The organism is Coleofasciculus sp., assembly GCF_046565525.1.
Lineage (GTDB): Bacteria > Cyanobacteriota > Cyanobacteriia > Cyanobacteriales > Coleofasciculaceae > Coleofasciculus.
Window position 1 is genome coordinate 1 of the sequence record NZ_JBKHUP010000011.1, and the last position, 26,064, is coordinate 26,064.

The 26,064-nt window shown below is 44.6% G+C and carries 20 protein-coding genes; 10 read left to right on the forward strand and 10 right to left on the reverse strand.

Annotated elements, in window-relative coordinates; translation table 11 throughout:
* Positions 1-324: 324 nt before the first annotated feature.
* The 6 genes from ACLGGO_RS05695 to ACLGGO_RS05720 all read left to right on the forward strand — a co-directional run bounded on the left by ACLGGO_RS05695 (position 325) and on the right by ACLGGO_RS05720 (position 8,077).
* Entirely contained in the window at positions 325-738 is a 414-nt protein-coding gene (locus tag ACLGGO_RS05695; RefSeq protein ID WP_446418574.1) for a Spy/CpxP family protein refolding chaperone, read from the forward strand.
* A 286-nt stretch (positions 739-1,024) separates the two neighbouring features.
* Positions 1,025-2,896 carry a right-handed parallel beta-helix repeat-containing protein gene (locus ACLGGO_RS05700; RefSeq protein ID WP_446418575.1) on the forward strand — a complete coding sequence of 624 codons (1,872 nt, stop codon included), beginning with the start codon at positions 1,025-1,027 and terminating at the stop codon, positions 2,894-2,896.
* 236 nt (positions 2,897-3,132) lie between these two features.
* On the forward strand, positions 3,133-3,870 hold the full coding sequence (locus ACLGGO_RS05705) for a phytochelatin synthase family protein (protein WP_446418576.1): 738 nt from the start codon (positions 3,133-3,135) through the stop codon (positions 3,868-3,870).
* A gap of 76 nt (positions 3,871-3,946) precedes the next feature.
* Positions 3,947-4,906 (forward strand): homoserine kinase, encoded by a 960-nt coding sequence (gene thrB / locus ACLGGO_RS05710; RefSeq protein WP_446418577.1) that lies wholly within the window; start codon positions 3,947-3,949, stop codon positions 4,904-4,906.
* Positions 4,907-5,273: 367 nt separating this feature from the next.
* Positions 5,274-5,798: a pentapeptide repeat-containing protein gene (locus ACLGGO_RS05715; RefSeq protein ID WP_446339985.1), complete on the forward strand. Its 525-nt coding sequence runs from the start codon at positions 5,274-5,276 to the stop codon at positions 5,796-5,798.
* 365 nt (positions 5,799-6,163) lie between these two features.
* Positions 6,164-8,077 (forward strand): CHASE3 domain-containing protein, encoded by a 1,914-nt coding sequence (locus ACLGGO_RS05720; RefSeq protein WP_446418578.1) that lies wholly within the window; start codon positions 6,164-6,166, stop codon positions 8,075-8,077.
* A 70-nt stretch (positions 8,078-8,147) separates the two neighbouring features.
* Here the strand turns inward: ACLGGO_RS05720 and ACLGGO_RS05725 are convergent, their stop codons facing one another.
* Positions 8,148-9,017: an Npun_R2479 family HD domain-containing metalloprotein gene (locus tag ACLGGO_RS05725; protein WP_446418579.1), complete on the reverse strand. Its 870-nt coding sequence runs from the start codon at positions 9,015-9,017 to the stop codon at positions 8,148-8,150.
* Positions 9,018-9,296: 279 nt separating this feature from the next.
* On the opposite strand from ACLGGO_RS05725, the gene ACLGGO_RS05730 reads away from it, so the two are divergent.
* Both ACLGGO_RS05730 and ACLGGO_RS05735 read left to right on the forward strand, forming a co-directional pair.
* Positions 9,297-11,174, forward strand: coding sequence for an AAA-like domain-containing protein (locus ACLGGO_RS05730; protein WP_446418580.1), 1,878 nt, complete (start codon positions 9,297-9,299; stop codon positions 11,172-11,174).
* A gap of 93 nt (positions 11,175-11,267) precedes the next feature.
* Entirely contained in the window at positions 11,268-11,771 is a 504-nt protein-coding gene (locus tag ACLGGO_RS05735) for a DUF29 domain-containing protein (protein ID WP_446418646.1), read from the forward strand.
* Positions 11,772-12,023: 252 nt separating this feature from the next.
* Here ACLGGO_RS05735 and ACLGGO_RS05740 read toward each other — a convergent pair whose 3' ends face one another.
* Positions 12,024-12,176: a TPR end-of-group domain-containing protein gene (locus ACLGGO_RS05740; RefSeq protein WP_446418647.1), complete on the reverse strand. Its 153-nt coding sequence runs from the start codon at positions 12,174-12,176 to the stop codon at positions 12,024-12,026.
* Positions 12,177-12,552: 376 nt separating this feature from the next.
* On the opposite strand from ACLGGO_RS05740, the gene ACLGGO_RS05745 reads away from it, so the two are divergent.
* Positions 12,553-16,008, forward strand: a complete 3,456-nt coding sequence (locus tag ACLGGO_RS05745) for a GAF domain-containing protein (protein ID WP_446418581.1) — start codon at positions 12,553-12,555, stop codon at positions 16,006-16,008.
* 136 nt (positions 16,009-16,144) lie between these two features.
* On the opposite strand, the gene ACLGGO_RS05750 is transcribed toward ACLGGO_RS05745, so the two are convergent.
* The 5 genes from ACLGGO_RS05750 to modD form a co-directional block, all read right to left on the reverse strand.
* Positions 16,145-16,363 carry a Nif11-like leader peptide family natural product precursor gene (locus tag ACLGGO_RS05750; RefSeq protein ID WP_446339995.1) on the reverse strand — a complete coding sequence of 73 codons (219 nt, stop codon included), beginning with the start codon at positions 16,361-16,363 and terminating at the stop codon, positions 16,145-16,147.
* A gap of 325 nt (positions 16,364-16,688) precedes the next feature.
* Positions 16,689-16,922, reverse strand: coding sequence for a hypothetical protein (locus ACLGGO_RS05755; protein ID WP_446418582.1), 234 nt, complete (start codon positions 16,920-16,922; stop codon positions 16,689-16,691).
* A 118-nt stretch (positions 16,923-17,040) separates the two neighbouring features.
* On the reverse strand, positions 17,041-18,921 hold the full coding sequence (gene modB / locus ACLGGO_RS05760) for a molybdate ABC transporter permease subunit (protein WP_446418583.1): 1,881 nt from the start codon (positions 18,919-18,921) through the stop codon (positions 17,041-17,043).
* 338 nt (positions 18,922-19,259) lie between these two features.
* Positions 19,260-20,063 (reverse strand): molybdate ABC transporter substrate-binding protein, encoded by an 804-nt coding sequence (modA, locus tag ACLGGO_RS05765; protein ID WP_446418584.1) that lies wholly within the window; start codon positions 20,061-20,063, stop codon positions 19,260-19,262.
* Positions 20,064-20,222: 159 nt separating this feature from the next.
* Positions 20,223-21,068 carry a ModD protein gene (gene modD, locus ACLGGO_RS05770; protein WP_446340003.1) on the reverse strand — a complete coding sequence of 282 codons (846 nt, stop codon included), beginning with the start codon at positions 21,066-21,068 and terminating at the stop codon, positions 20,223-20,225.
* 179 nt (positions 21,069-21,247) lie between these two features.
* Between modD and ACLGGO_RS05775 the strand changes: the two genes are divergently transcribed.
* Positions 21,248-21,457: a TOBE domain-containing protein gene (locus ACLGGO_RS05775; protein WP_446340005.1), complete on the forward strand. Its 210-nt coding sequence runs from the start codon at positions 21,248-21,250 to the stop codon at positions 21,455-21,457.
* Positions 21,458-21,652: 195 nt separating this feature from the next.
* On the opposite strand, the gene nifB is transcribed toward ACLGGO_RS05775, so the two are convergent.
* From nifB to nifE, 3 genes are all read right to left on the reverse strand, one after another.
* Positions 21,653-22,936 carry a nitrogenase cofactor biosynthesis protein NifB gene (gene nifB, locus ACLGGO_RS05780; RefSeq protein WP_446418585.1) on the reverse strand — a complete coding sequence of 428 codons (1,284 nt, stop codon included), beginning with the start codon at positions 22,934-22,936 and terminating at the stop codon, positions 21,653-21,655.
* 107 nt (positions 22,937-23,043) lie between these two features.
* Positions 23,044-24,525 carry a nitrogenase component 1 gene (locus ACLGGO_RS05785; protein WP_446418586.1) on the reverse strand — a complete coding sequence of 494 codons (1,482 nt, stop codon included), beginning with the start codon at positions 24,523-24,525 and terminating at the stop codon, positions 23,044-23,046.
* 57 nt (positions 24,526-24,582) lie between these two features.
* Positions 24,583-25,932: a nitrogenase iron-molybdenum cofactor biosynthesis protein NifE gene (gene nifE / locus ACLGGO_RS05790; protein WP_446418587.1), complete on the reverse strand. Its 1,350-nt coding sequence runs from the start codon at positions 25,930-25,932 to the stop codon at positions 24,583-24,585.
* Positions 25,933-26,064: the final 132 nt, after the last annotated feature.

The following is a 26,064-nucleotide window of genomic DNA, read 5'->3' on the forward strand; positions in this document are numbered from 1 at the left end:
TATTGGTTATTGGTTATTGGTTATTGGTTATTGGTTATTGGTTATTGGTTATTGGTTATTGGTTATTGGTTATTGGTTATTGGTAGGGGCGAAGCATTTGGGGAGCAATCTGATGATACTTGTCCAAAATGTTTGACCCAAATGCTTCGCCCATTCAAGGGACGTTGTTAAAGATAATGTTTTGATAAAAAAACCGTCACCTCCGCATTCCCGGACTAGGACTAAAGTCCTACCTCAAATCAGGACGTTTGCCTCAAGTCGTTTAACCCCTACAGTTTCTAGGATAAAGACATCAAACACCAAATCGTTGACCACCTTAACATCATGAACATCAAAGTCTTTCCTCTATTCGCCACCATCGCTGCAATTACCCTCGCGGCTGCACCCATGGCAGCATTTTCCCAACCCAAATTCGCGGAGGAACTCAACCTAACAACCGACCAACAAACGCAGTTAGAACGCATCCGGGATAACAAACACTCGCAAATCGAACAAATTCTCACCCCCCAACAACGGGAACAGTTCCAAGAATTGCAGGGACAACGCCAGCGACACCGGGAAGGGATGCGGGCGCTAAATCTAACTGAAGCACAACGAAACCAAATGCGGGAGATTCACCAATCCGCACGGGAACAGATGCAGAATGTCCTAACCGAGGAACAACGGGAACAAATGCGTCAAATGTGGGAAAATCGTCGGGGTCAAAGAGGAATGGGACGCCCAAATCAAGCCCAATAGATAAAAAGTAACCCGAAATCCCCGTAGGGGCGCACTGACCTGCGCCCTTTGTCACGCTCCGTGCGTCCCAACACTGCTCGGTTAAGAAAAATTGTAGGTTGGGTAGAGCGCAAGCGTTACCCAACAAACCCAGTAAAACGTTGGGTTTCACGAAACCTTTATATAAAATTCACATCAACTTAATAAAGCGTCAAAATTATACGGTTATATTTAATTTGTAAACCAATAAATACAGTAAAACCACACCTAAAATACTATTCAACGTTTTAACCAAGGATAAACACCTATGGCAACTTATATCGTCAATCAACTCGGTGACATCGATGATGGTAATCTTAACAATGGTCAAACCAGTTTACGCGAAGCCATTAACGCCGCCAACGCCTCAGCAGGAGACGATACCATTCAGTTTGCTTTGGGTGGCGGTGCAAAAACCATTCACCTCACCGAAAGGCTCAGGATTACCGATAACCTGACAATTGTTGGTTTAGGTGCAAACCAATTAACCCTTCGTGGCGACTCAACCTTCGACCTATTCTCAATTAGTCCTGGAGTAGCCGCAGAATTTAATGGACTCACTTTAACCAACGGATTAGATGGAATTAATCTCGAAGGAGATAATAGCCTCACCGTAACCAACAGCGTGATTTATGGGAACAGCGATGATGGGATTGATGCGGGTGACGAGGATGGTAGTGATCCGCTCAGTGATAACAATACTGTAATAGTAACGAATACGACCATCCGTGATAACGCGGATGATGGCATTGATCTAGAAAACAATAGCACGCTGACCCTAAATAACAGTACGTTTACCAGTAACGGTGATGATGGCGTTGACCTAGAAAACAATAACACTGTTACCGTAAATTACAGCACGTTTACAGGTAACGGGGATGAAGGCATTGACCTAGAAAACAATAACACTGTTACCATAGATCACAGCACTTTTACCGATAACGACGCTGATGGCATTGACTTAGAAGACAATAATACCCTGACCGTAAAAAACAGCACGATTATAGATAACGATGCTGAAGGCATTGCGCTGACCGACAAAAACACGCTGATAATAGAAAACACCATAATTACAGATAACGGTGATGATGGTATTGACGTAGAAGACAAAAATACAATCACCGTAACCAACAGCACAATTACCGATAACGGCGATGATGGCATTGGTGTGGATGACAAAAATAATCTAACCGTAACGAACAGTACAATTATAGGTAACGACGCAGATGGAATTGATGCAGATGACGAAAACAAGCTAACAATAACCGATAGTACGTTGAGTAATAACGGTGATGATGGCATTGACATTTCTGGAGACAACACCCTAACCGTAACCAATAGCACGTTTAGTGATAACAATTCTCAGGGAATTGAAATCAGCGACGGAAATACTGTGATGGTGACTGACAGTAACATCAGTGGTAACGGTGCCCCTGCTGTTACTCTCACCGGAACTTCAAATAATGACATGCTTGTCGGTGGCGCAGGCGACGATATCCTAACTGGACTCAATAGTCAAGATACTCTCAAAGGTGGCGCCGGTAACGATACCCTCGACGGTGGTAACGGTGATGATCAACTTTATGGTGGTGCGAATAATGACCTCCTAAGTGGGGGTCAAGGTCAGGATATCCTCAAAGGTAGCGGAGGTGAGGACTACCTCGATGGGGGTCAAGGTGACGATAAGCTGTATGGCGGTGCTGATGATGACACTCTCCTCGGCGGTCAAAGTAATGACCAACTCTGGGGTGGTGCTGATGATGACCTTTTAGAAGGGGGTCAAGGTGACGATAAACTGTATGGCGGTGCTGATGATGACACCCTCCTCGGCGGTCAAAATAACGACCAACTCTGGGGTAATTCTGGAGATGACCTCCTCTATGGTGGTGCGGGGGATGACCAGCTAACCGGTGGGATTGGTAGTGATACCTTTGTTATTGTCGCCGGGGAAGGTAAGGATATGATTACCGACTTCAGTTTAGGTCAGGGTGATGTGATTGGTTTATCTGGCGGTTTAGGATTTGGAGATTTGTTCTTCCAAGGAAACGAGATTCGGTTTGGCGGTCAAACTTTGGCAACACTGACTGGGTTCGATACAACCACTCTCACAACGGAGAATTTCGCAACTGTAGTCGTGTGATACGCTTAATGCTTTGTAATCAGGGCTTTAGTCTGAGATTTGGTTAAGTTTCCTGGCATCCCAGTAATTATAGCAACCGCCAAAACGGTTAGGACACATCAGAATTTAGTAGAGACTCCTCCGGCGGAGGAGTCTCTAGCACAGTTCGTTTGCTCTCAGGTATGTGTCTACACAAAAGTCCAACCAAAGCAGACTAATATCAGCATATTGGCAATGTTGGACAACTTAACCTAAATATGCATCGACTTAATTTCCTCAAAGCATTCCGAATTCCCCTAGGCGCAGGAATTATCAGCTTTTCCTTTGCCACAGGTAAACTTCTCCCCCAAACTTTGCCTCTATCCCAGGATTTGATTAACCTCAACTCCCAGGATGGAGAAGTCTTACTGATTGAAAGTAATGCTCGCCAGGACTATTTTCCCTTAAGTATTCATTTTGAAACCCAGGATAATTTAGCTTACTGTGGTGTTGCCAGTATGGTGATGGTACTCAACGCCCTCTCTATCCCTGCACCCCCAACCGCTAACTTCGGGGAACATCATATTTTTACTCAAAAAAATGTTTTAAATGAACAAACCGAAAAAATTCTCCCCGCCGCCGTCATTGCTCGTCAAGGAATGACCCTAGACCAATTGGGTCAACTCTTAGAAACCTATCCCCTCAACGCCGAAGTTTACCACGCCAGTGAGGTGACTCTGGCGGAATTCCGCCAGATGGTGGTAGAAAATTTACAGGACCCCAATAATTTCGTCTTAGTCAACTACTTAAGAAAAACCATAGGTCAGGAACGCGGTGGACATATTTCGCCGATCGCGGCTTATAATCCACAAAGTGATCGCTTTCTGATTTTGGATGTGTCCCGCTACAAGTATCCGCCCATTTGGGTCAGGGCTGAAGAAATCTGGCAAGCCATGGGAACAATAGATTCTACCTCAGAAAAGACAAGAGGCTTTGTGGTGATTAATCGCCGTTAGTCGGGGTAATTCATGAATTGCCCCAACAAATGAGAATCTGCTAAGATTGCCCCTTGGCATCTTAAATTCCTCCCGAATGTCTATCCATTCTCCCGTAACCGTTACCGTTCCCGCGACAACCGCCAACTTAGGTCCCGGATTTGATTGCATTGGCGCCGCCTTGACCCTGTACAATCGATTTACATTTACTCGCCTGAGTTCGGATACCCCCTGGGAAACGGAACGGGCGGTGAGAATTCGGGTGTCTGGTGTTGAAGCAAAACAGGTGAAAACTGATGAAACGAATCTGGCTTACCAAGGGTTTCTGAAATTATACGACCATATTGGTCATACACCTCCCCCAGTCCAACTCAAGATTGATTTAGATGTCCCCCTCGCCAGAGGGTTAGGAAGTTCCGCCACGGCGATTGTCGGCGGATTAGTTGGCGCAAACCAGTTAGCCGGGGAACCCCTGAGTCAAACGGAAGTGATGCAATTAGCGATCGCGCTGGAAGGACATCCAGATAATGTCGTCCCCGCCTTGTTGGGTGGCTGTCGTCTGGCGGCGCGGGGGGATGCGGTTCTCAAGGAATGGGAGATTTGTGATATTCCCTGGCATGATCAAATTGTCCCCGTTGTCGCTATTCCTAATTTTGAACTCTCCACCCAAGAGGCGCGACAGGTACTCCCCACCCAAGTGAGTCGGGCGGATGCTATTTTTAATATTGCCCATTTCGGGTTATTGGTACGCGCCTTGACAACGGGACGCCGTGATTGGTTACAAACTGCCCTCCAAGATAAGTTACATCAACCCTATCGACAAGGGTTGATTCCGGGGTATGAAGCCGTAAAAAGCGCCGCCTTAAAAGCTGGCGCTTATGGAATGACGATTAGTGGCGCAGGTCCTACTCTGTTGGCGCTTGTCGATCGGATGCAAGCCGCAACCGTAGCCACCGCCATGGCTGAGGCTTGGCAACAAATGGGAATTTCTGCAATAGCGCGATCGCTAGCGATTGAAACTCAGGGAACCCAAACCGCAGTAGCACCCACTATTTAACACCCCTGATGTTGAAACTGACTCCGCAGAGACGTTGCATGCAACGTCTCTACAGTCGGGGCGGGTTTCCAATCACCAATCCCCCAATTTATCGCTATGCCATAGATAATCCTCTATGTTTTCACCAAGCATTTCTTATCCGATAATCTGAACAAGGTCTTAAAGTTTTGTTACATTGATCGATGAAACCCCTATTTGTTTAATCACCCATTTCTAGCATAAACTCAATGTTAGTCACTTAATTCAACAGCAATCACAGCAAATTTTATGACTCCAACCAACTTTAGTGTTACCCCCTGAATCATTCAGAAAATTCTGATATCAAAACGATACTTAGACCAAGTTTAAATTGGAGGAGTCATACAAAATGGCAAATACGAACGATATACTTGTCCTCAAACAAGGTGTTGAAAATTGGAATCAGTGGCGACTGCAAAATATTAACTTCAATCAAAATCCGAGTAAAGCTAATGTCCTCAAACTTAACTTTAGCAAAGTTGATCTGAGTGGCTCTAACCTCAGTGAGTATAATTTGCAAAACTTCAACCTGAGTCGAGCTAACCTGAGTCGAGCTAACTTGAGTCGAGCCAACCTGAGTCGGGCGAATCTCTGTGAAGCGATTTGCCATACGACAAACCTAAATCAAGCCATTTTAATTGATACCAACCTTATCGCTGTTTTCTTAAGAAATGCTGACCTCAGAGGCGCAAACTTGAGAGGAGCGGATTTAACCGATGCGAATCTCAGTGGTGCTGATTTGACAGGTGCGAATCTCAGTGATACAAATTTGAAAGGGGCAAACTTGAGAAATACCAATTTAAATCAGGCAAACCTAAATGGTGCGAATCTGAGTGGGGCAATTTTGAAAGGTGCGATTATCTCTCAAGTCTAGGTTGATTGATAAATTTTGAATTTCTAGTCCCCCATTCCCTGACCAATAGCACTCCTCACCGTGAACTTTATTCGGTAAGCTCCTGAAGATAAATTTCTTTAACCAGCATTTGCCAAAACAGAGACTGTATCGGTAAAATGCTGGTTATATTCACAGACCCTGAAAGCGAAACTTATTTCTCTGCATAGAGAAATAAGAGCATAGTTTTGGCATGATTTTTCTCTGAAAAAATTAATTAATACCGATTTTAGTTTGTCAAAAAATATCATTATTTTTTAAAATTTCGGACAAATATAAATTATACCTGAATAAGTATTTTACAGTTTAACACGAATCAGAGTTTTTCCAGTTAAACTCTACCCTTTATGATGAAATTATCGATACAACAAAAAATCGTCGTAGGATTTGGACTAACCTCTAGCCTTATCGTTATCGTTAGCTTGAGTGGTTATTATAGCGCATTTCGCCTGAGAGAGGCAAATCACAAAGAACTCCATGCCAAAAAAGTATTAACTAAACTTGAAGAAGTCTTAGCTGAAATTACGGATGCAGAAACGGGACAACGGGGTTATCTCCTAACTGGCAAACCGCGCTATCTCGAACCCTATAAAAAAGCCATTGATAAAGTCGAAGATGATCTCAAGCAGCTACAAGCATTGACAGCAGACAACCCTTACCATCAAAAAAAATTAGACATCGTGGTTCCTTTAATTGATGAAAAGTTTACCGAACTTCAGCAAACAATTAACGTAAGAAACCAGCAAGGATTGGACGCGGCTTTAGAGATTGTCAACACGAACCAAGGTAAACTGATCATGGATCAGATCCGCGAAGTCTTCAGTAAGATGAAGGCTGAAGAAGAGCGGCTATTTCAGGCGCGAGCGCAGCGAACTCAAGGAACAGTCCATACGACAATCTGGATTTTCTCCATTGGACTGGCTTTTGATTTAGGTATTCTTGTTTTTGTCTATTCTCATATTTATCGAGAAATTCATCAACGGCTACAGGCTCAAGATCAATTAAGAGATAGTGAGAGTCGGCTAACGCAATTCTTAGAAGCGATACCCGTCGGCGTCTTTGTCGTTGATCACCATGGTACACCCTACTATGCAAATCAGACAGCCAAAAAACTTTTTGGTCAAGGTATTATCCCAAAAACTTCTGCAAATCTGTTCCCAGAGGTTTATCCAGTTTACTCTGCCAAAGCAGAGAAAGTCTATCCCCACAATCTTGAACCAATTATCCAAGCGCTTAACGGGAAAAGTTCTATCCATGATGGTATAGAGATTCATCAACCCGACAAAATAGTGCCAATTGAGATATTAGGAACACCCATCTTTGATGACAAAGGGAATGTTACCTACGCCATTGTCGTGCTGAATGATATTACTGAACGCAAATGGGCAGAAGCCGAACGACTTAAGTTTACCTGTCGTCTCAATCAACTCAATCAAGCTTTCTCTCGCTTTGTTCCCGGTCAATTTCTCCAGTTATTAAACAAAGAGAGTATTGCCGATGTTAAGTTAGGCGACCAAGTAGAAAAAGACATGTCCATTTTATTTTCAGATATTCGTGATTTCACGGCTCTTTCAGAAGGCATGACTCCCGAAGAAAATTTCAAGTTTATTAATTCATATTTATCTCGAATGGAGTCAATTATTATTAGAAATAAAGGATTCGTTGATAAATATATTGGCGATGCCATTATGGCACTATTTAGTGGTAGTGCTGATGATGCAGTTAAAGCTGGAATTGCTATGTTGCATCAATTAGTTGAATATAATCAACATCGTGCTAACTGTAATTATCGGGCGATTAAAATTGGCATGGGCATTAATACAGGAACGTTAATGCTAGGTACAGTGGGCGGATATAACCGAATGGATACAACTGTGATTAGTGATGCCGTTAATTTAGCGGCTCGTCTGGAAGGTTTAACCAAAAATTATGGCGTATCCCTGTTAATTTCTCACCACACGTTCAAGGAATTACAAAACCCCTCTGACTACGCTATCCGCATGATTGATCACGTCAAAGTCAAAGGTAAATCTGAATTAGTCACCGTCTATGAAGTCTTTGATGCTGACTTACCAGAGGTTCGAGAGGGCAAGTTAGCAAACCAAGATCAGTTTGCCTTAGCGTTGTCCCTGTATAGTCAACAGGCTTATGCAGAGGCGCTACAACTGTTTGAAGCCTGTTTGGGTCAAAATCAAGCGGATCAGGTGGCGCAAATTTACCAGCAACGCTGTCATCTGAGTTCTAATACCAATGCTGTCTGAAGTTGCACTTTATCTACCCCACCGCCTACAACACCTCCCCTGGCTAAGAGGAGGTTGGTAGGGGTGAATATTAAGAGGCAAACATCACAATCTCCCTTTGTTTCACTCTATTTTCCTGTTCAACTTGCAATACATGGGCATAAAGATTGGCAATAATCTGTTGACCCGTTACAGTTACCTCTAAGTAACGCAAAGCAGGTTGAATATAGGGCAAAACAACTGACCAGAAAAAATTAGGGTAGTTTTGTCGTAGTTGACCAGGATTGTGATAGCCTAAAATTTTACTCGCGCCACTTTCTTCAAACTCGCCAAACAATGCTGGAATCTTTTGTAAGTAACGCGGATCACTGAGTTGACCAATCAAATCAGCCGCACGAGTCAAACCCGGATAATTAATCGTATCCTGATAAGCTTCATCAGCAGGTACTGGGAAACGGGTTAACTCAATATTGCGTTTGACGGTAGCACAATCAATGAATGAATGAGCGCTAAAATACTCGTCCACAAACCGCTTTCCTCGGTCAACATGATACGAGGTCAAACTCGCATCGGTTGCGCCCCGGGGTAAGGAGATCATCATATCATCTAGACCAATCACGTACAATCCTTGATCGGGTTGGTCATCTTTGCAAATCCCCTTAATATAGCCAATGTCATGGCATAACCAAGACACGATTAAGGTGAGCCAGTCTTGAGGGGTAACGCTCCCTTCTAGGATATGTTTCCCTCGGAGGGTTTCTTGTCCGACTAGGGCGACTAAGATAGTATGTTCAACATTGTGGTATAGAGCATCACTCTGGGCAATCCGTTCTAGAGCCACTTGAGCCACCCCAGCAATGACTTCAGCATAATCAGGTTGACAGTTGCCGTAAGTTTGGCGGTAGCCGGCTTGTAGACGTTCAACACAATCGTGAACTAGCACCCCTGTTAAATTAAACATTGTTCTTCCCCTGTAACACAATCTAAATTTATATCCGAGTTGGGTATTACCACCCGGATTGGCGGCTTCACCCTGGTAGATTCACAGATCAATCGGTGGGGAACACCTATTTATTAGTTTCGTTGATAATTTGGGTAATGTAAACCATAAAACCTCACAAAAATGAAATCATTGTTTGGTGGGAGTCAAAATTTAGATATATTTTATTTTGTAATTAACAAAAAACCTCATGAAACCTCAGGACTATAAAGTTTAACTTGACAAATAGGTTAAAAACTTATGAATTATCAGGTAAAATTTTCCAATTGCTACAGTAATAAAAAAGAGGGTATGGATTATAAAGACGCCTTGAATTTCATTGATCGCTTGACCTATCTGAAGACGGGAAAGCACCTGAATGACCTAGAACGTCAGGTATTTGTTGGCTCATGGGAAGGACGCTCCTATAAGGAGATTTATCCGCAAAATCCAGACTATGTGGAAAAATATGTGGGCTATAAGTTATGGCAAAAGCTTTCCCAGGTATTGGGGGAAAAAGTGAGCAAAAAAAAGATTCACGGTGCGATCGCGCGAGCCAAGACGCAGCAGCCGCAAGTGTTTCTCAGTTACCGCAACCAAGAGCCTGACGGGAGTTTAGCGATTCAGTTAGAGGAGGCGATCGCACAAGCGGGATATCCAGTCTTTAGAACAGGGGTGGGAGAGGGTTCGAGCCATTCCTCTGGTGTAGCCCAGGCTGAATTAGCTCAGATTGATCGCCAACTGGCGCAATGTGATTATTTTATCCTGCTCTTGTCTCCCCAAGCCGCTCTGAGTGAAATGGTGATTGAAGAGTTACGACGGGTTCAGGAGTTACGGGATGAGAGTCAAAACGCCAAACCCGTTGTCTTAGCAATTCGGGTGAATTGTCCTCCCCATACCCCTCTCAACCACGATTTACGCAACTATCTCCAGGGAATTGGCTATCAAGAATGGAACGCTCCCCCTGATACACCAACTATAGTTCAGGCGGTGTTGCAACGGTTGTCGGGGAGTGAGGATTGGGAAACTCAAGCTGGGGAAGCGAGCGATGTAGCGGAGGACATCAGAAGCTATCAAACTCCGATCAACCCCTTACCCCCTTTACCTGTGGCTGAACCGGAATTACCCAAAGGTCAAGTTCGGTTAGCTTCCGCCTTCTATGTCGAACGAGTTCCCGATGAAGCCCAATGTTATCAAGAAATCCTCAAACCGGGAACCTTGATTCGCATCAAAGCGCCGCGACAGATGGGAAAAACATCGTTAATGGCGAGAATTTTGTATCAAGCTAGAGAACAAGGCTGTCGCACCGTTCCCTTAAGCTTTCAACATGCGGATAAAAGCGTGTTTACCAATCTCAATCAACTCTTACAGTGGTTATGTGCCAAAATTACCCGCAAGCTGCGTTTACCCCATCAAGTTGAGGCGTATTGGACGGATACATTTGGCAGTAAAGATAACTGCACCGCTTATTTTGAGGATTTTTTATTATCCGAAACCGATTCACCGTTAGTATTAGGATTGGATGAAGTGGATCGGGTGTTTCAACATCCAAAAATAACCGATGACTTTTTTGCCCTCTTACGCGCTTGGTATGAAGAAGCAGGCTATGGGGATAGCGACAGTGATTTGTGGGCAAAATTGCGTTTAGTAGTGGTTCATTCGACGGAAGTTTATATTCCATTGGATATCAATCAATCCCCGTTTAATGTGGGTTTACCGATTGAATTATCAGAGTTTAGTCGAGAACAAGTCACGGATTTAGCCCAACGTCATGGACTCAATTGGCAAACTGATCAGGTTGAGCAATTAATGACAATGGTAGGTGGACATCCTTATTTAGTCCGAGTGGCTTTTTATTATATTGCCAGAGGCGAGTTAACCTTAGAGGAATTGGTGGAGATGGCGCCGACAGAGGCGGGAATTTATGGGGATCACCTACGCCGACATTTATGGAATTTGCAACAGCACCCAGAATTAGCAACAGCATTTGCTCAGGTGCTAGTAGCGCAAGAACCCGTTGAGTTAGAGTCAGTGCTGGCGTTTAAGTTACACAGTATGGGGTTAGTACAGTTACGAGGAAATGCGATCGCACCCCGCTTTGAATTATATCGCCAGTATTTTCGCTGGCGGGTTAGATGACTTGTAGCGATTCCACCTGGGGAGCCTCGCGATCGCGCCTACATAGAACAGTTCTACTATTATATAGAGAGACGTTGAGGTGGGAAAATCATGATGCCAGTGCCAGAAACGAACCAACAGACAGCAATACCTACACCCAACCTCTACGAAACCGATTTTTATGCTTGGACGCAGGAACAAGCATCGTTACTCCGCCAACAGCAGTGGAGTCAGCTTGATTTGGGCAATCTGATTGAGGAGATTGAATCCTTGGGAAAACAGCAACGCCAGGAATTGCGAAATCGGTTGACGGTGCTGATTGGACATTTGTTGAAATGGGAGTACCAACCGCAACGCCGGAGTCGGAGTTGGCTGGCGACGATTCGCGTACAGCGCCGTGATACGTTAGAGTTGCTCAAAGACAACCCAAGTCTAAAGCCTTACATTGAGGATGCACTGGTTTTAGCCTACGAAAATGGCAGAGATATAGCAATGGGAGAAACTGACTTGCCAGAACAAACCTTTCCCCAGACGTGTCCCTACAGTTTGGCGGAAATTTTAGAGGATAGCTTTTATCCAGGTGAACCGAGTGAGTTGGTTAATGAATTGGAGAGATAAACCGACTCCTAATTATAATTCCCGTAGGTTGGGAAAACGCAAGGAAACCCAACATCTATTCCCGTCCAACATCAACACCAAATGTTATCGCCTCCTCTGCACCCCAATCCGCCGCATAAATACCATCTCTAACATAATAGTGAAAACTTGAATACGCCCAATCTTTTGGTGCTTTTACTACAATATAAGATAATATGTCACCTTTGTAGCCATTTTTGTAGGTTAGTCCCTTGGAACGTAGGCGAAGTTATCTTAGTAGGTTGGGTTTCGCTGTCGCTCAACCCAACCTACTTGTACTATCAACGCCTGAAACCGCTGATCTTCCCGAATACTATTAAAAACTGAGTCGGTTTTAGCTATTTCTCTGCATTTGTCAGGATTTAGATAGATTCGTTGAGTGTTAATTGTGTAGGGGCGGGTTTCACGACTATCTTTTCGGTTGCACCCAGATGTGACTAAACCCGCCCCGACTCATAGACTTCCTGTGAAGAGTCAGATGGTGTTGGGTTTCGTTCCAAGGACCCAACCTACTTCACTAATCGAAATTTACAGGAGTTGCGATCGCGTCAGATTGATACACCTCAAGTTGAGAATGTGTTATACAGCTTTTCTGGGCGCAAGACGAGACGCCCCTACAAGGTTACTAAACGAATATTAAAATGGATTGAAACTCTTATCCAGTCGTCTTTAGACGACTTGAGCTTTTAGCCTTGGGTTTAAACCCAAGGCAGTTTAATTCAAATCCCTAATCTGGTGTCTTCTACCTCCTCTTGCAATCCCCATGAGTAAAGCCCAACCCATCACCTCCCCCTACAAAGTTGGGGGTCATCTCCCACTCAACGCCCCTAGCTACGTGGTGCGACAGGCTGACACGGAACTTTATCAGGGGTTAAAGGCGGGGGAATTTTGTTATGTTCTTAATTCCCGCCAGATGGGTAAAACCAGCTTGCGGGTGCGGGTGATGCATAAGCTGCAAGGGGAGGGTTTTGCTTGTGCGGCGATTGATTTGACTAAAATCGGTTCCCAGGATATCACAGCCGATCAGTGGTATGCGGGGATGATGAGACGGTTGGTGACGAGTTTTCCGGCGCTACGGGGGTTTAACTTAAGGGGATGGTTGCGCGATCGCGAATATCTACCCCCGATCCAACGCTTGAGTGAGTTTATCGAACAAGTGCTGCTGGAGTCTATCCCCCAAAGGGTGGTAATTTTTATTGATGAAATTGATAGTATCCTCAGTTTAAACTTTCGCACCGATGATTTTTTTGCGGTACTGCGGGCTTGTAATGAATATGATCGCCTCACATTTGCCCTGTTTGGTGTAGCCACTCCTTCAGATTTAATTCAAGATAAAAAACGTACCCCCTTTAACCTGGGTCATGGGATCGAATTGCATGGGTTTAAATTGGCTGAAGCTCAACGATTAGCCGCTGGATTAGCTGATAAATATAACCAAGCCCCAACTATCTTAGCGGCTATTTTAGAGTGGACGGGGGGACAACCCTTTCTCACCCAAAAACTCTGCCATTTAATTATCAATAGTGACTCATCCCCCACGCCCGGAAAAGAAGATGAATGGGTAGCGCAAATAGTCCAGCAGCGCATCCTGGAAAACTGGGAAGCCACCGATGAACCGCCCCATCTGAAAACCATCCGCGATCGCCTGTTCCGAATTGGACAGCGGAATCGGGGACTCTTGGGGCTTTATCAGCAAATTTTACAACAGGGGGAGCTTCACGCCTCAGATAGTTCTGAACAACGGGAATTGTGTTTATCTGGGGTAGCGATTAAGCAGGGGGGAAAACTGAGAGTCTGTAATCGCATCTATGCCGCCATTTTTAATGACAGTTGGGTAAACAAAGCTTTAGCGGATTTGCAGGCTAGCTTTGAGCAAATTGTTACCCAACAAGAGCAAAAACTCCTGTCTATGCTGAGTTTTATGGAGGGGAAGGATTTTGCCGATATTCTCCATGAAATTTTAGGCTCAGTTACCCTAAAAATGGGAGAAGCCTTAAGCGTGGATCGGACGACGATTATCTTTATTGATGATCAGCAAAATCAGATTTGGTCGATTATTGCCCGGAATGAAGGAAAAACCTTTCCTGATATTCAAATCCTCACCAATAAAGAAACAGAAGCCCGCCTGACTAACTTTAAGAAATTTAGTGAGATTCCCTTTAACTTTCGCCAAGAGAACCCCGACACCATTCCCGATAAACTCAATCAAACGAACGGCTATGCAATTTACAATGAATTGGTCTATCCCATCGCCAATCAACAGCATAATTTGATTGCTGTGATTCAACTGATCAATAAACTGAAACGGTTTAACAATCCCCAAGCGCCTCTATCGGAACGCATTGATCAACAGGGGTTTACCCTCACCGATCAAACTCAGTTAGATGAATATGCGCCAACTATTTTACGCATTTTAGAGCGATGCCAATACTGTTATAAATTAACCCAACGGTTACAAGCCGCTGAAGCCCTAACTGAAGCCACTCATTCCCTGTCTCATAGCAGTTTAAATTCCGAAGAAATCCTGGGACGAGTTATGGATGCGGCGAAGAAATTGATGAATGCTGATCGCAGTACCCTCTGGTTATTAGATGCAGATAAGCAGGAGTTGTGGACAAAGATTCCCTTTGAAGATGGTTCGATGAGGGAACTACGAGTCCAAGTCGGTCAAGGGTTTGCGGGGAAAGTTGCCCAAACTCAGGAACCATTGAATATTGCCTTTGATTTGTACGATCATCCTGATTCAACCACCGCCCAGGAAACGGATCAAAAAACAGGCTATCGCACCTGTAGTTTACTCTGTATGCCTGTCTTTAGTCCCGATGGGGAGTTACTCGGTGTAACCCAGTTGGTCAATAAACGAAAACCGGGACAATTTCCCGATTATAACCCCGCCGATTGGCCCCAAGCACCGGAATGTTTTCAGGCAAGTTTTGACACCAATAGTCAAAAATATATGCAGATTTTCAACTCCCAAGCGGGGGTAGCGCTGCAAAATGCCCAGAAATTTGAGCGGATTATGCAAAAAGCCGAGAGTCAGCAGCAAAATGTGGTCAGTCAAACCCTGGCGATGCTGAATGCGGTGATGGATAATCAGGGGTTTGATGATATTCTTGATGGTACGTTGCGTTCAATTACGTTAAAGACAGGGAAATCCTTATGTGCCGATCGCACGACTATCTTCTTACTCGACGAAGAAAAGAAAGAATTTTGGTCAATTGTTGCTGAAGATGAAGGGAGTGGTTCCCTGGAAATTCGCATGAGTGCAGATAAAGGAATTGTCGGGGAAGTGGCGCGGTTACAGCAAACCATTAACATTTCTTTTGACTTCTATGATGATCCGCGATCGCAGATGGCAAAGGAACAGGATAAAAGAACCGGATATCGTACTTATACCATGCTGGCTATTCCCCTTTTAAATGAGCAAGGGGAGTTAGTCGCCGTTGTTCAGTTACTCAACAAATTAAAGCGGGTGGCTAATCCCACGGCGGCTTTATCTGAACGCATTGATAAACAGGGATTTACCAGAACCGATGAAGAACGATTTGCCGAAAATGCGCCCTTGATTCAAATGATTTTGGAAAGCTTCCGTTCCTATCATAAAACAGCACGCGGACAACGAGTCGCCGCCGCATTGATGGCAGCTGCCCGTTGTGTTCAAGGTTCTCTAGAGATGGAAGATATTTTACAACGGGTAATGACAGCAGCTAAACAATTATTAAATGCTGATCGCAGCACGTTATGGTTAGTTAACCGTTTAGCGGGAGAATTGTGGACAAAAATTCGTTTTGACGACGGTGAACTCCGAGAATTACGTGTACCAATTGGACAAGGGTATGCGGGTCAAGTTGCGATGACGGGGGAACCTTTGAATATTCCCTTTGATTTGTATGATCATCTTAACTCGGAAACGGCAAAGAAAACCGATCAAAAGACAGGGTATCGCACCTGTAGTTTACTCTGTATGCCTGTTTTTAGTCCCGATGGGGATTTGCTGGGGGTGACGCAATTGGTGAATAAGCGTAAACCGGGCGAGTTTTGGGAATTTGAGAATAATGGGTTCTCCCAAGCCGCCCCGGAGTATTTCCAAATCAGTTTTGATGAAAGTGATCAAAAATATATGCAAATCTTCAATAATCAAGTTGGCGTTATTCTGCAAAATGCTGAACTTTTAGCCGCACTCAAGCGACAGGAAGAAAGTTTACGAGTTAAGCCCTGACACCCACCCGAAGTTTAAACTCCGGGCTTATAGCTCAAGCAAGAGGAGGCGATTGAAATCGCTGCTATACAAACAAAGTCCGCCTGCGCGGACTGGTTGATAACGGGGTTAGCTAACCCGGATTTGGTATGATAACCTACCACCAAATCAAGCGTCGGGGTGGAAAGCCTGACTCCTCCCACGAGTCCCCAGCTTCGTTCAAAACAGCCTCCAGTTCAACCACGGTAAACTCATAACCATCAGTAGCCGCCATTTCTACAAACTCTTCCTTGGTTTTGAGTGCGTCGTACTTAGCTCGCAAGGTTTTATCTTTTCCGCCTGCTTCGAGTAAATTGATCACATTGTCTTGAGACATCTTGGCTGACCTCCATTAGAAACCTGGGTAATACCAATTCTGGATAAAGTTGCACTTGCTCTACCCTACCGCTTACGCTACCTACCCTGACTAAAGAAAAGTTTGCCGGGGTAAATATTCAGTGCAATGTTCCAAGGAAATGGCATGAGATAGCTCATCTCATGGGTAGTATCTCAGCCTCTCCTGTAGTTTTTTGTATTTGAGATATCTTTTTCGGATGATTTTTTCCTGAGAACTGTTGCAATTTATTACTATAAAATTAAAAAATTTTACAATTAATGAACTAGAGACGCACTAATGCAAACAAGCTGCTCAAAAATTAACCTCACGACTCCTCAGGCTGAATCACTTCAAAGTCAGATTCATCCAGAGACACAATCAAAGGAACGTCCTTCGGATTAACTAAATTTTTTTCTAAACAGACTACCCAACGTCCTGACTCTTCACGACCTTGGATAATCCCCTGAATACCCGCAGCATATTCAGGGTGGATAACCCGAATTAAGGTTCCTACCTTGAGCATTAGCCAAATAGTATCTGGTTTCCCGTCCCTAAGCATGAGGGACGTTCTGTAATTTTAACCCTATTTTAACCTTTTGTTATACAGAAGAATACCTAGGGTGACAAGTATGCAGATCCCAGTTTTTGTCAAGGTTTCCGGACATAATAGTTAGCTATTATTCCATCAAGATTAGTCGCAGCGCATCTAAACAAACATACCAGGGAAAGGGGCGGTCTTTGAGATCTGCCCATTTTTCCTTGTAGACTTCAACTTGCAGGTGGTAGTGTTGGGAATGATCAGGAGGATGATGTAGTTTGATATATAACGTTGTCCGGTGTTGTGTCTCACTGGTCATAACCAGCCAACAGGGAAAGGTATTCTCTGCATCGGGATGGCTGGGGAAGGTGAGGTGGTGGGCGCGAATTCCCACATAAGTTAATGAATCAGGAATCGGTTCAACCACCTGAAGCGTACAGCCCCAATCTTGCGCCTCAATTTTTTGGGGTTCAATCCTCCGGGCGGTGGAAAAGTTTTTACATTCAGTAACCTGTGCGACTTCAAAGCTAGGAGGACGCTCGAAAATATTCTCTTTGGCATCATTAGCAATAACCTTTCCTTGGGAAAGAATGAGCAAATTATGGCAGATTCGATAGGCTTCTTCTAGCTTATGAGTAACAAATAAAGTTACACCATCATAAGTAGACAGGGTTTCAATCAGCAATTTTTCAATCCGGCTGCGTAAATAAGTATCCAGGGCGGAAAGAGGTTCATCTAAGAGTAAGGCTTCTGGATGAATTGCCAAAGCCCTAGCTAAAGCAACTCGCTGCTGCTGTCCGCCAGAAATTTGCTCAGGGTAGCGGTTTTCTAACCCTTGCAACTGCATCATATCCATATATTTGGCAACACGCTGTCTGCGTTCAGCCTTGGGCAAATCTTGCAGACCAAAGGCGATATTTTGGGCGATGGTTAAATGGGGAAATAGGGCATAGTTTTGAAACACAAAACCAATCCGGCGTTGGCGACTGGGAAGATTAATCCCACGTTGTGAATCAAATAAAACTCGTCCATTGAGAACAATCCGCCCCTGGTTGGGTGAGTCTAACCCCGCAATGCAGCGCAGTGTCATACTTTTGCCAGAACCGGAAGCGCCTAAGAGTCCTAATGGCTGTCCATTGGCTTCTAATTGAGTTTCTAATGTAAACCCAGGTAAGTGCTTTTTCAGGTTGACAAAAAGTCCATTATCGCCATATCTGACCCCCCTGTAATCCTCCCTTAGCAAGGGGGGACGGCGATAGCCGGGAGGGTTTTTCGTGGCATAATTAAAGAATGAGATTACATTTGCCACACGATCTGTGGCGATGGATAACCAATGTGCGATCGCGTGCCACTTGGCGGAGTGCTGTGTTCCTGACCAGTAGTTGATTGCAGCAATTACCAAGAGTGCGATCGCCACCATCAGCAACACCCAATTCAACGCCTCTCCCATCTTACCCGCTTCCGCCGCAAAGAAGATCGCGATCGGCATAGTTTGAGTTTTACCCGGAATACTACCGGCTAACATTAATGTGGCACCAAATTCTCCTAAAGCCCTGGCAAACGCTAAAATCGTTCCCGAAACAACGCCAGGTAATGCCAAAGGTAAGAGAATCTGCCAAAAAATCCGCCATTCTGATGCCCCTAATGTCCGAGCGCAGTGAATCAAATCCTTGTCAATTTGTTCAAAGGCACTCAGTACCGTTTTATACATCAAGGGAAACGCCACAACTGTAGCCGCGATAACCGTTGCTGACCAGGAAAATATTACCGTAATTCCTAATTGCTTTAACAGTTGTCCAACGGGACTATTTCTGCCTAGTAGTAGCAGTAGGAGAAAACCGATAACCGTCGGCGGTAGCACCAAAGGAAGGGTAAACAAACCATCAATTAATCCTTTCGCTTTACCGCCATAGCTATACATCCATCGGGCGGCGGCAATTCCCACTGAGAAAGCGAAGATTGTAGCGACAAATGCAGTTTTTAGAGAAATCCACAGCGGAGATAAATCTGAATAGGGCATTCCACCAGTCCAGTAATCGAATTATGGCGAGAAGGTTGTGGGATGGTTCGATTGATAATATCTCAGCTTTTCCTGGCGTTTTCTGTAGTTTAACTATCTTTTTATACCTTAGGTCCGTAGTAGGGAGCTTTAGTCTATAAACTAAACTTATGAACTCGCCTTGATTAAACGGTGAAATGGCAGGATTATTTTTTTAACGCAGAGGTACGCAGAGGTAAGCGCAGAGGTACGCAGAGGGAGTTGGCTGTTGGGGAAGGACATTTACAATAGTAGGGGCGCAAGGCTTGCGTCCAAGGCATAGTATCTCATTCGATCAGGAAACTCTATATTTGAAACCGTTAATCGCTAGCCAAGCTGAAACCATATTCCTTAAACACAGTTTTAGCAGGTTCAGTTGAGAGAAACTGCACAAATGCTTTCGCTGAATCTTGATTTTCACTCTCTTTTAATACCGCAACTGGATAAATAATTGGTGCGTGAGACGCTTCTGGTGCTGTGGCGATAACCTTGACATTATCTGATACGTTAGCATCCGTGGCATAGACTAAACCTGCCTCAACATTTCCGGTTTCTACATAAGAGAGAACTTGGCGCACATCTTTGGCAAAAACCAGTTTACCTTGGATGGGTGCATATAACTTCAGTGAAGTGAGGACTTCCTTTCCATATTGTCCAGCGGGTACACTTTCCGGGTCGCCAATTGCCACTTTGTTCACTTTATCGGTACTCAATTCTTTGAAATCAGAAATATCTGTCTTATCCTTTGGTGTAACCAGAACAATTGAATTTTTCAATAAGTCTTTGCGCGTATCCGTTAACAGCAAATCTTTCTCTTGCAAAGCGTTCATCTGTTTCGGCGCGGCGGAGAGAAAGACATCTACAGGCGCTCCTTGTTCGATTTGCTGTTGCAGAGAACCCGAAGAGCCAAAGTTATAGGTAATGGTAACGTTAGCTTGTTCTTGAGTATACAACGGCGCGATCGCTTTCATGGCATCCTGGAGGCTAGCCGCTGCTGATACCGTGAGTTCTACAGATTCGGGTGACGTTGCAGAAGGGTTTGGAGGTGTCATTTGAGAACAACCCACGACGATTAGGAATGTCGCAACCATCCAAACCATTGAGAGAACACGTCGTTTTTTCATTTCCCTGTTGCCTCAGCTAATGACTGAGGTGTAGTAAAGGTACAAAAGGTGTTGATAGGATCATCGTACTAATGATTGCCAAACATTGATTGCACAGAAGCGCCATGGCACATCTGGGAACAGCTTTGTACAGACGTTCCGCCGGAACGTCTCTACTTGTTACTTCGGCTCAATTTCCACCTGGATATCAGCAGGCTTGGCATAATAGGGAGCAGTTAACACCAACCCATCTACGCCCGTTGCCGCATAATTGGCAATATTGGCGTCATTAATCCCGCCAGCAGCCAGAGTAATCAGCGTTGGATTCATGGACTTAATCTGGGGAATTGCCTCCGCTAATGCCTCAACATTTACTTTGTCAAATTGAATCCCATCGATGCCTGAAGTGGCTAGGTTAAAGGCGGTAGCCATATCTTTAACTTCAACAATGACTTTCTTTTCCTTAACCTGGCGCTTAATGACGGGTAGTTGCTGAATTAGTTGGTCAATTGAACCCAAAAAGTTGAGATGCTGTTGGAAGATTAAAACAGTTTCCGAAACTCCCAATCGATGGGGATATGCTCCACCCGCTAAGATGGCTTTCACGGCGATGGGTTTAGTTGCTGGGATAACTTTGCGAGTGGTATAGAGCATCACATCCTGATTCGCCGCTTGTGCTATCTGCACCAGATTGTAGGTTTTGGTGGCTACTCCGCAGGCATACTCAAGTAAATTCTGGGTAGGTTTCCAAGCCAGATGTAAGGCGGCGGCGTTTCCGGTAGCACTGAGAAAGGGGACTCCTGCGTCTAAGATTTGACCCGTTGCCAAGATTGCTGTCACGTCTGCCCCAGTTTGGCGTAAGATACTGGCGGCTTCTTCGGTGCAGGCTAGAACGGTTTTGGCGCGAGTGGTAAAGCGGATTGTCCCCGTGCGATCGCCAATTCCTAGCACCTGAGTGGTTAAATCAAAATAGGGAACGTCTTCTTGGATTAACTGCTGTAGTAACTGCTGTGAGATAAAAACCATTACTTATGCCGCATTTTTGCCTTCGGTAGTCTGTTTTGGCTATATCAGTTTTGCGAGGGTAAAAGTGAGTAAAATAATACAATTAGCTGTTTTTATAAAATTATTCAGCGAAATCAGCAAATCCAGTAATTTTTGGTATTATTAGCTGGTTAACCAATGACTAAATCAGGGATTGAACTATGGAAGTTAGCGCTCGCAATACCTTTAAAGGGACAGTAAAAAAGGTTATACCTGGAGCCGTTAACAGTGAGGTGACTATAGAAGTTGCTCCTGGGGTGGAAATGACGGCAATTATCACCAAGTCTTCTGCGGAACGGCTCGGTCTTGCCGAGGGTAAGGAAGCGTATGCTGTTGTTAAAGCGACAGATGTCATGGTGGCAACGGATTAAAGGGTGCGTGATTGAACACAGGTTGTCCCAAATTCTCAGTTTTCACCAATTAGCAGCCGCCCTGAATCGTAGGGGCGCACAGACGTGCGCCCTGACCGGCTTGTAGTAAGGGCTAAAGCCCTAGGTTTCGTTGGGTTTCCTTACGTCAACCCAACCTACAACCTATTCCACAATTTGTGAAAGAATAATTAAACCTTAACCACAACCTAAGCCACTCCCGGTACATTCTCCAACTTTACCAGCGGCAACTTGCCGTTTACCCTTCAACTTTGACAAATCACTCCCTTCATAAACCGCTTGCAATCCCGTCTCAATAAAACCGCTCATTTCCACGGGAAGCACACCGCACTTGGTCAAAATTTCTTTGGGGTTATCGCCAATACTACTCGCTAAAATCGCTCGACAATCTTTAAGCATATTAGCGACTTTTTGCCACCGTTCAAAACCACTTCCCCGTTCAGGGGCGAGGCGTTCTTCCACTAAGGTAAAGCCTTGATCGGTTTTCTGCCAAATCTGAAACTGATCCGCTTGACCTAAATGCTGATTCACCAGAATTCCTTCAACGCTTGCCACAGCCACATAAGGGCGTTCTTTTTCTTCAATGGGAATAACTTTCTTAGAACAAGCAATTAAACAACCGTGGAATTCCTCGGACTGATCCGCGCCCAAAAGTCCCACGGCATCTGCCCGACAGCGCGTGCAATGGCGCATTTGCGGTAAATATTCCTCGCATTCTTTGCGGATTTTCGCCATCATAATTGCATCGGGTTCAGTCAATCCCTCAAATGGCGTTTCTGCGGTGGGATACATCGCCATGGCATTAAATAAATCTGCCCCCAATTCTGCCATAGCTTTGGCGACTTCCACCACATGATGATCATTAATTCCCGGCATGACAATGCAATTAATTTTCACCGTAATTCCTGCGGCTTTCAGTCCTTTAACGGCGGCTAATTGGCGTTCTAAGAGTAACTGAGCGCCTTTTAATCCCTGATACACTGACTTTTCATCCCGCACCCAACGGTAAACTTTGCGAGTAATATCAGGGTCGATCGCGTTGATGGTAACGGTAACGTGACTGACGCCAATTTCGGCAATTTCTTCGATATACTCGGATTTGAGATTCAAGCCATTGGTCGCCAAGCAGAGAATTAAGTCGGGAAACTTTTCCCGCAGTAGGCGCATTGTGCCTAAGGTTTCCTCTGGATTCGCAAAGGGATCACCTGGACCAGCAATTCCAGCAACACTAATTCTCGGTTCTTTCTCTAATACCTTTTCCATGTAAAAAGCGGCTTGGGCGGGAGAAAGAATAGTACTGGTTACACCGGGTCTACTTTCGTTGACGCAATCATATTTACGATTGCAATAATTGCATTGGATATTGCACTTAGGTGCCACAGGCAAATGAACTCGTCCGAACTGTCCTTTTACCTTGACATTAAAACAAGGGTGATTTTCTAAGTTAACCGTAGCTGTCATGGTTTTATCTCCTGAAGTGATGAGTTGAATTTAGAGAAACACTCTCTAAACTAAGTCAGTAACAAATGGTTAAATCGTGACTCGTAAACAAATGACAAATGACAAAACTAGAGATAGCCATACCCCACAGGTGAATCGGTTTGCTTCTTCTCGATAATTGCATTCACAATCCGATCCAATAGGTTCTGAGTGCCGCGATAACCCAGATGTAGCATCCGCTGTCCGCCAAAGCGATCGTGAATTGGGAAGCCTACCCGGATCAGGGGAATTTGATGTTGTTTGGCTATGGAATATCCTTTACTGGTGCCAATCAACATATCGGGGTTTAGGCTTTCGATTTCTTCGGCAATTTCATAGAAATCAAATCCTTCTTTGATGATTGGCGGTTCGGTAACAATATCAGCAGTAACCGCGTGAATTGCTTCGGCAAAATGTCCACTATTTCCCCCTGAAGCACATAAGACTATCTTCATGCCAATTTCGGCTAAAAACGCCGTTAACCCGACACACAAATCCTCTTCCCCATAAACAACCACCCGCTTACCAAATAGATATTTATGGGAATCAACATAGGCATCAACTAACCGTCCCCGTTCTAGTTCATGTTTTCTTGGTGTAGCGCAACCAGAAACCTCTTCTAGGGCGTCAAAGAAGCGATCGCACTCTCGCAACCCAATCGGCATACCCAAGGCGTACAGGGGAACACCGCAGCGTTCAGCTAGCAGTTGACCCCCAGAATTACCACTACGCTGCAACACTTGACCGAACTCAATCGTGGCGCTAGAATGTCCCATACTTTGAATTGCTGCAATTGGCGTTCCCCCTTCCGGAATCTTTTCATAGTCCATTTGGGCGGGTCCGTCTAAGGTTTCTGAGATATCCGGTAGGATAATTCCCGGATGATTAAAATCATCGAGAACTTCTTTTAAATAACGGATATCGGCTGGAGAGACTAATCCAGGTAAAAGATTGACTTTGGACCTGTTGAGTGTGTAGGGGCGGGTTTCACTACTATCTTTTTCTGTTCGCCCAGATGTGACTAAACCCGCCCCGACTCCTGGGGATTGGGAAGACGTTGCGGGTTCGACTGTTTCCGATTCAACTAATTGATTAATAACTGCCCTTACTGTGGCATGAAAGCCTTCGATATGGGTGCCACTATAACTGGGGGTGGAGACATTCAATAAGGTTGGCAATTCCCTGTCACCAAATTCTTCCTTAAACTCTTTCAAAAATCCTGTGACATCATCACCAATGGTTTCAGTCAAGCAAGTGGTGGCAATTCCCACAACTTTTGCGCCATATTTATCCATGACATTGAGGATACCTTTTTTCAGGTTAGGTCCTCCGCCATAAACGGCGTGTTTTTCACTCAATGAAGATGAGGCGATGTCAATGGGTTCGCGAAAGTGACTAATGATATAACGCCTCATGTAGGTGGCGCAGCCTTGTGATCCATGCAGGAATGGCACAGTTCCCTCAATACCTCGAAACGCGATGCAAGCGCCGAGAGGTTTACACAGTTTACAGGCGTTAGTTGTGGAAACGTAAGCTTCTGTTTTTTGTTTAATTTTGAGTTTCTTAGACATGGGTCAATCGGTGGCAGCGAATTAGGTAACGGATGAGGAAGAGGCGGAATATTGAAGCTAAGAATGGTTTTTGCGCGGTACGAATCTCCATACCGGAGACATGACAGTGCTATGTACTTCTTTGGCAAAATTAACCATTCCCACAAACCCTTCTAACGCTTCTTTGCGTTCGTGGTTGTGGTCGCAAAACCCTAGCCCTAATTTATAGGCAATGGGTCGTTCTTTCACTCCACCCACAAAGATATCAACATCTTTTTCTTTTAAAAATGCTGATAGTTCTAAGGGGTTAGAATCATCAACAATAATTGTGCCTTCATCTGTGACTTCGTGGAGTTCTCGGTAGTCTTCGCTGGTTCCCGTTTGCGAACCAACCATAACCACATCCATGCCTAAAAGTCGGAACGCTTTAACTAAGGAAAAAGCTTTGAACGCACCGCCAACATAAATCGCCGCTTTTTTACCTTGCAAGTCTTTGCGGTACTCTTGCAGTTTAGTATACAACAGCGTTAATTCTTCACGCACTAATTCTTGAGCGCGTTTGAGAATTTCTGGGTCATCCTCGAAGAATCGGGCAACTTTATACAAGGCTTCTGCCATGTCTTCTACGCCAAAATAAGATACTCGCAGAAAAGGAGTTCCATACTTCTCCTTCATCATCTTGGCTAAGTCCATCGTCGCCCCAGAACACTGAACCACGTTGAGTGCAGCGCCGTGCGATCGCGCAATATCCCCAACTCTACCATCGCCTGTGATGTTGGCAACAACCTGGATACCCATGCGTTCAAAATATTCACGGATAATCCAAATTTCTCCGGCTAAATTAAAATCGCCCAAAATATTAATACTGCGTGGAGAAATTCCTGTAGTATCCCCTGTACCGACCAAGCGGAACATAGCGGTACAAGCGGCATTGTATCCCGCCCGTTTGTTGCCCTTAAATCCTTCTGATTTAACGGGAATTACCGGGATTTTTTTTTCTTGGCTAACTCGCTTACAAATCGCTTCTAAATCATCGCCAATAATGCCCACTATACAGGTAGAATAAACAAACGCTGCATTAGGGTGATGTCGGTCAATCAGTTCCGTTAACGCCTGATAAAGTTTTTTCTCACCACCAAAGATGACATCGCGTTCTTGTAAGTCAGTGGAAAAACTCAACCGATGCAATTCTGGACCCGATGAAAGCGCCCCGCGAATATCCCACGTATACGCCGCGCACCCGATAGGTCCATGAACTAAATGAACCGCATCAGCGATTGGGTATAAAACGACGCGAGAACCACAAAAGACGCAAGCCCGTTGGCTAACTGCACCAGCAAGGCTGTCTTTATTACATTCAAGGTCAAATGGTTGGTTCCCCTTGCGGTGAATTTGCTTTTCACGTTCTTGGAAAATAACAGGTTCCATGTCGTCAGGCTCAAAAATGTTGTACAAAAATACTGTTAGAAGAAGTGAAAAAGGCGAGTAATTTGGTGTTGAATTTTACTGGTATATTCGGTAAGCCCCGACACCCGCCAAGAACTCAAGTTCTTGGCTTAT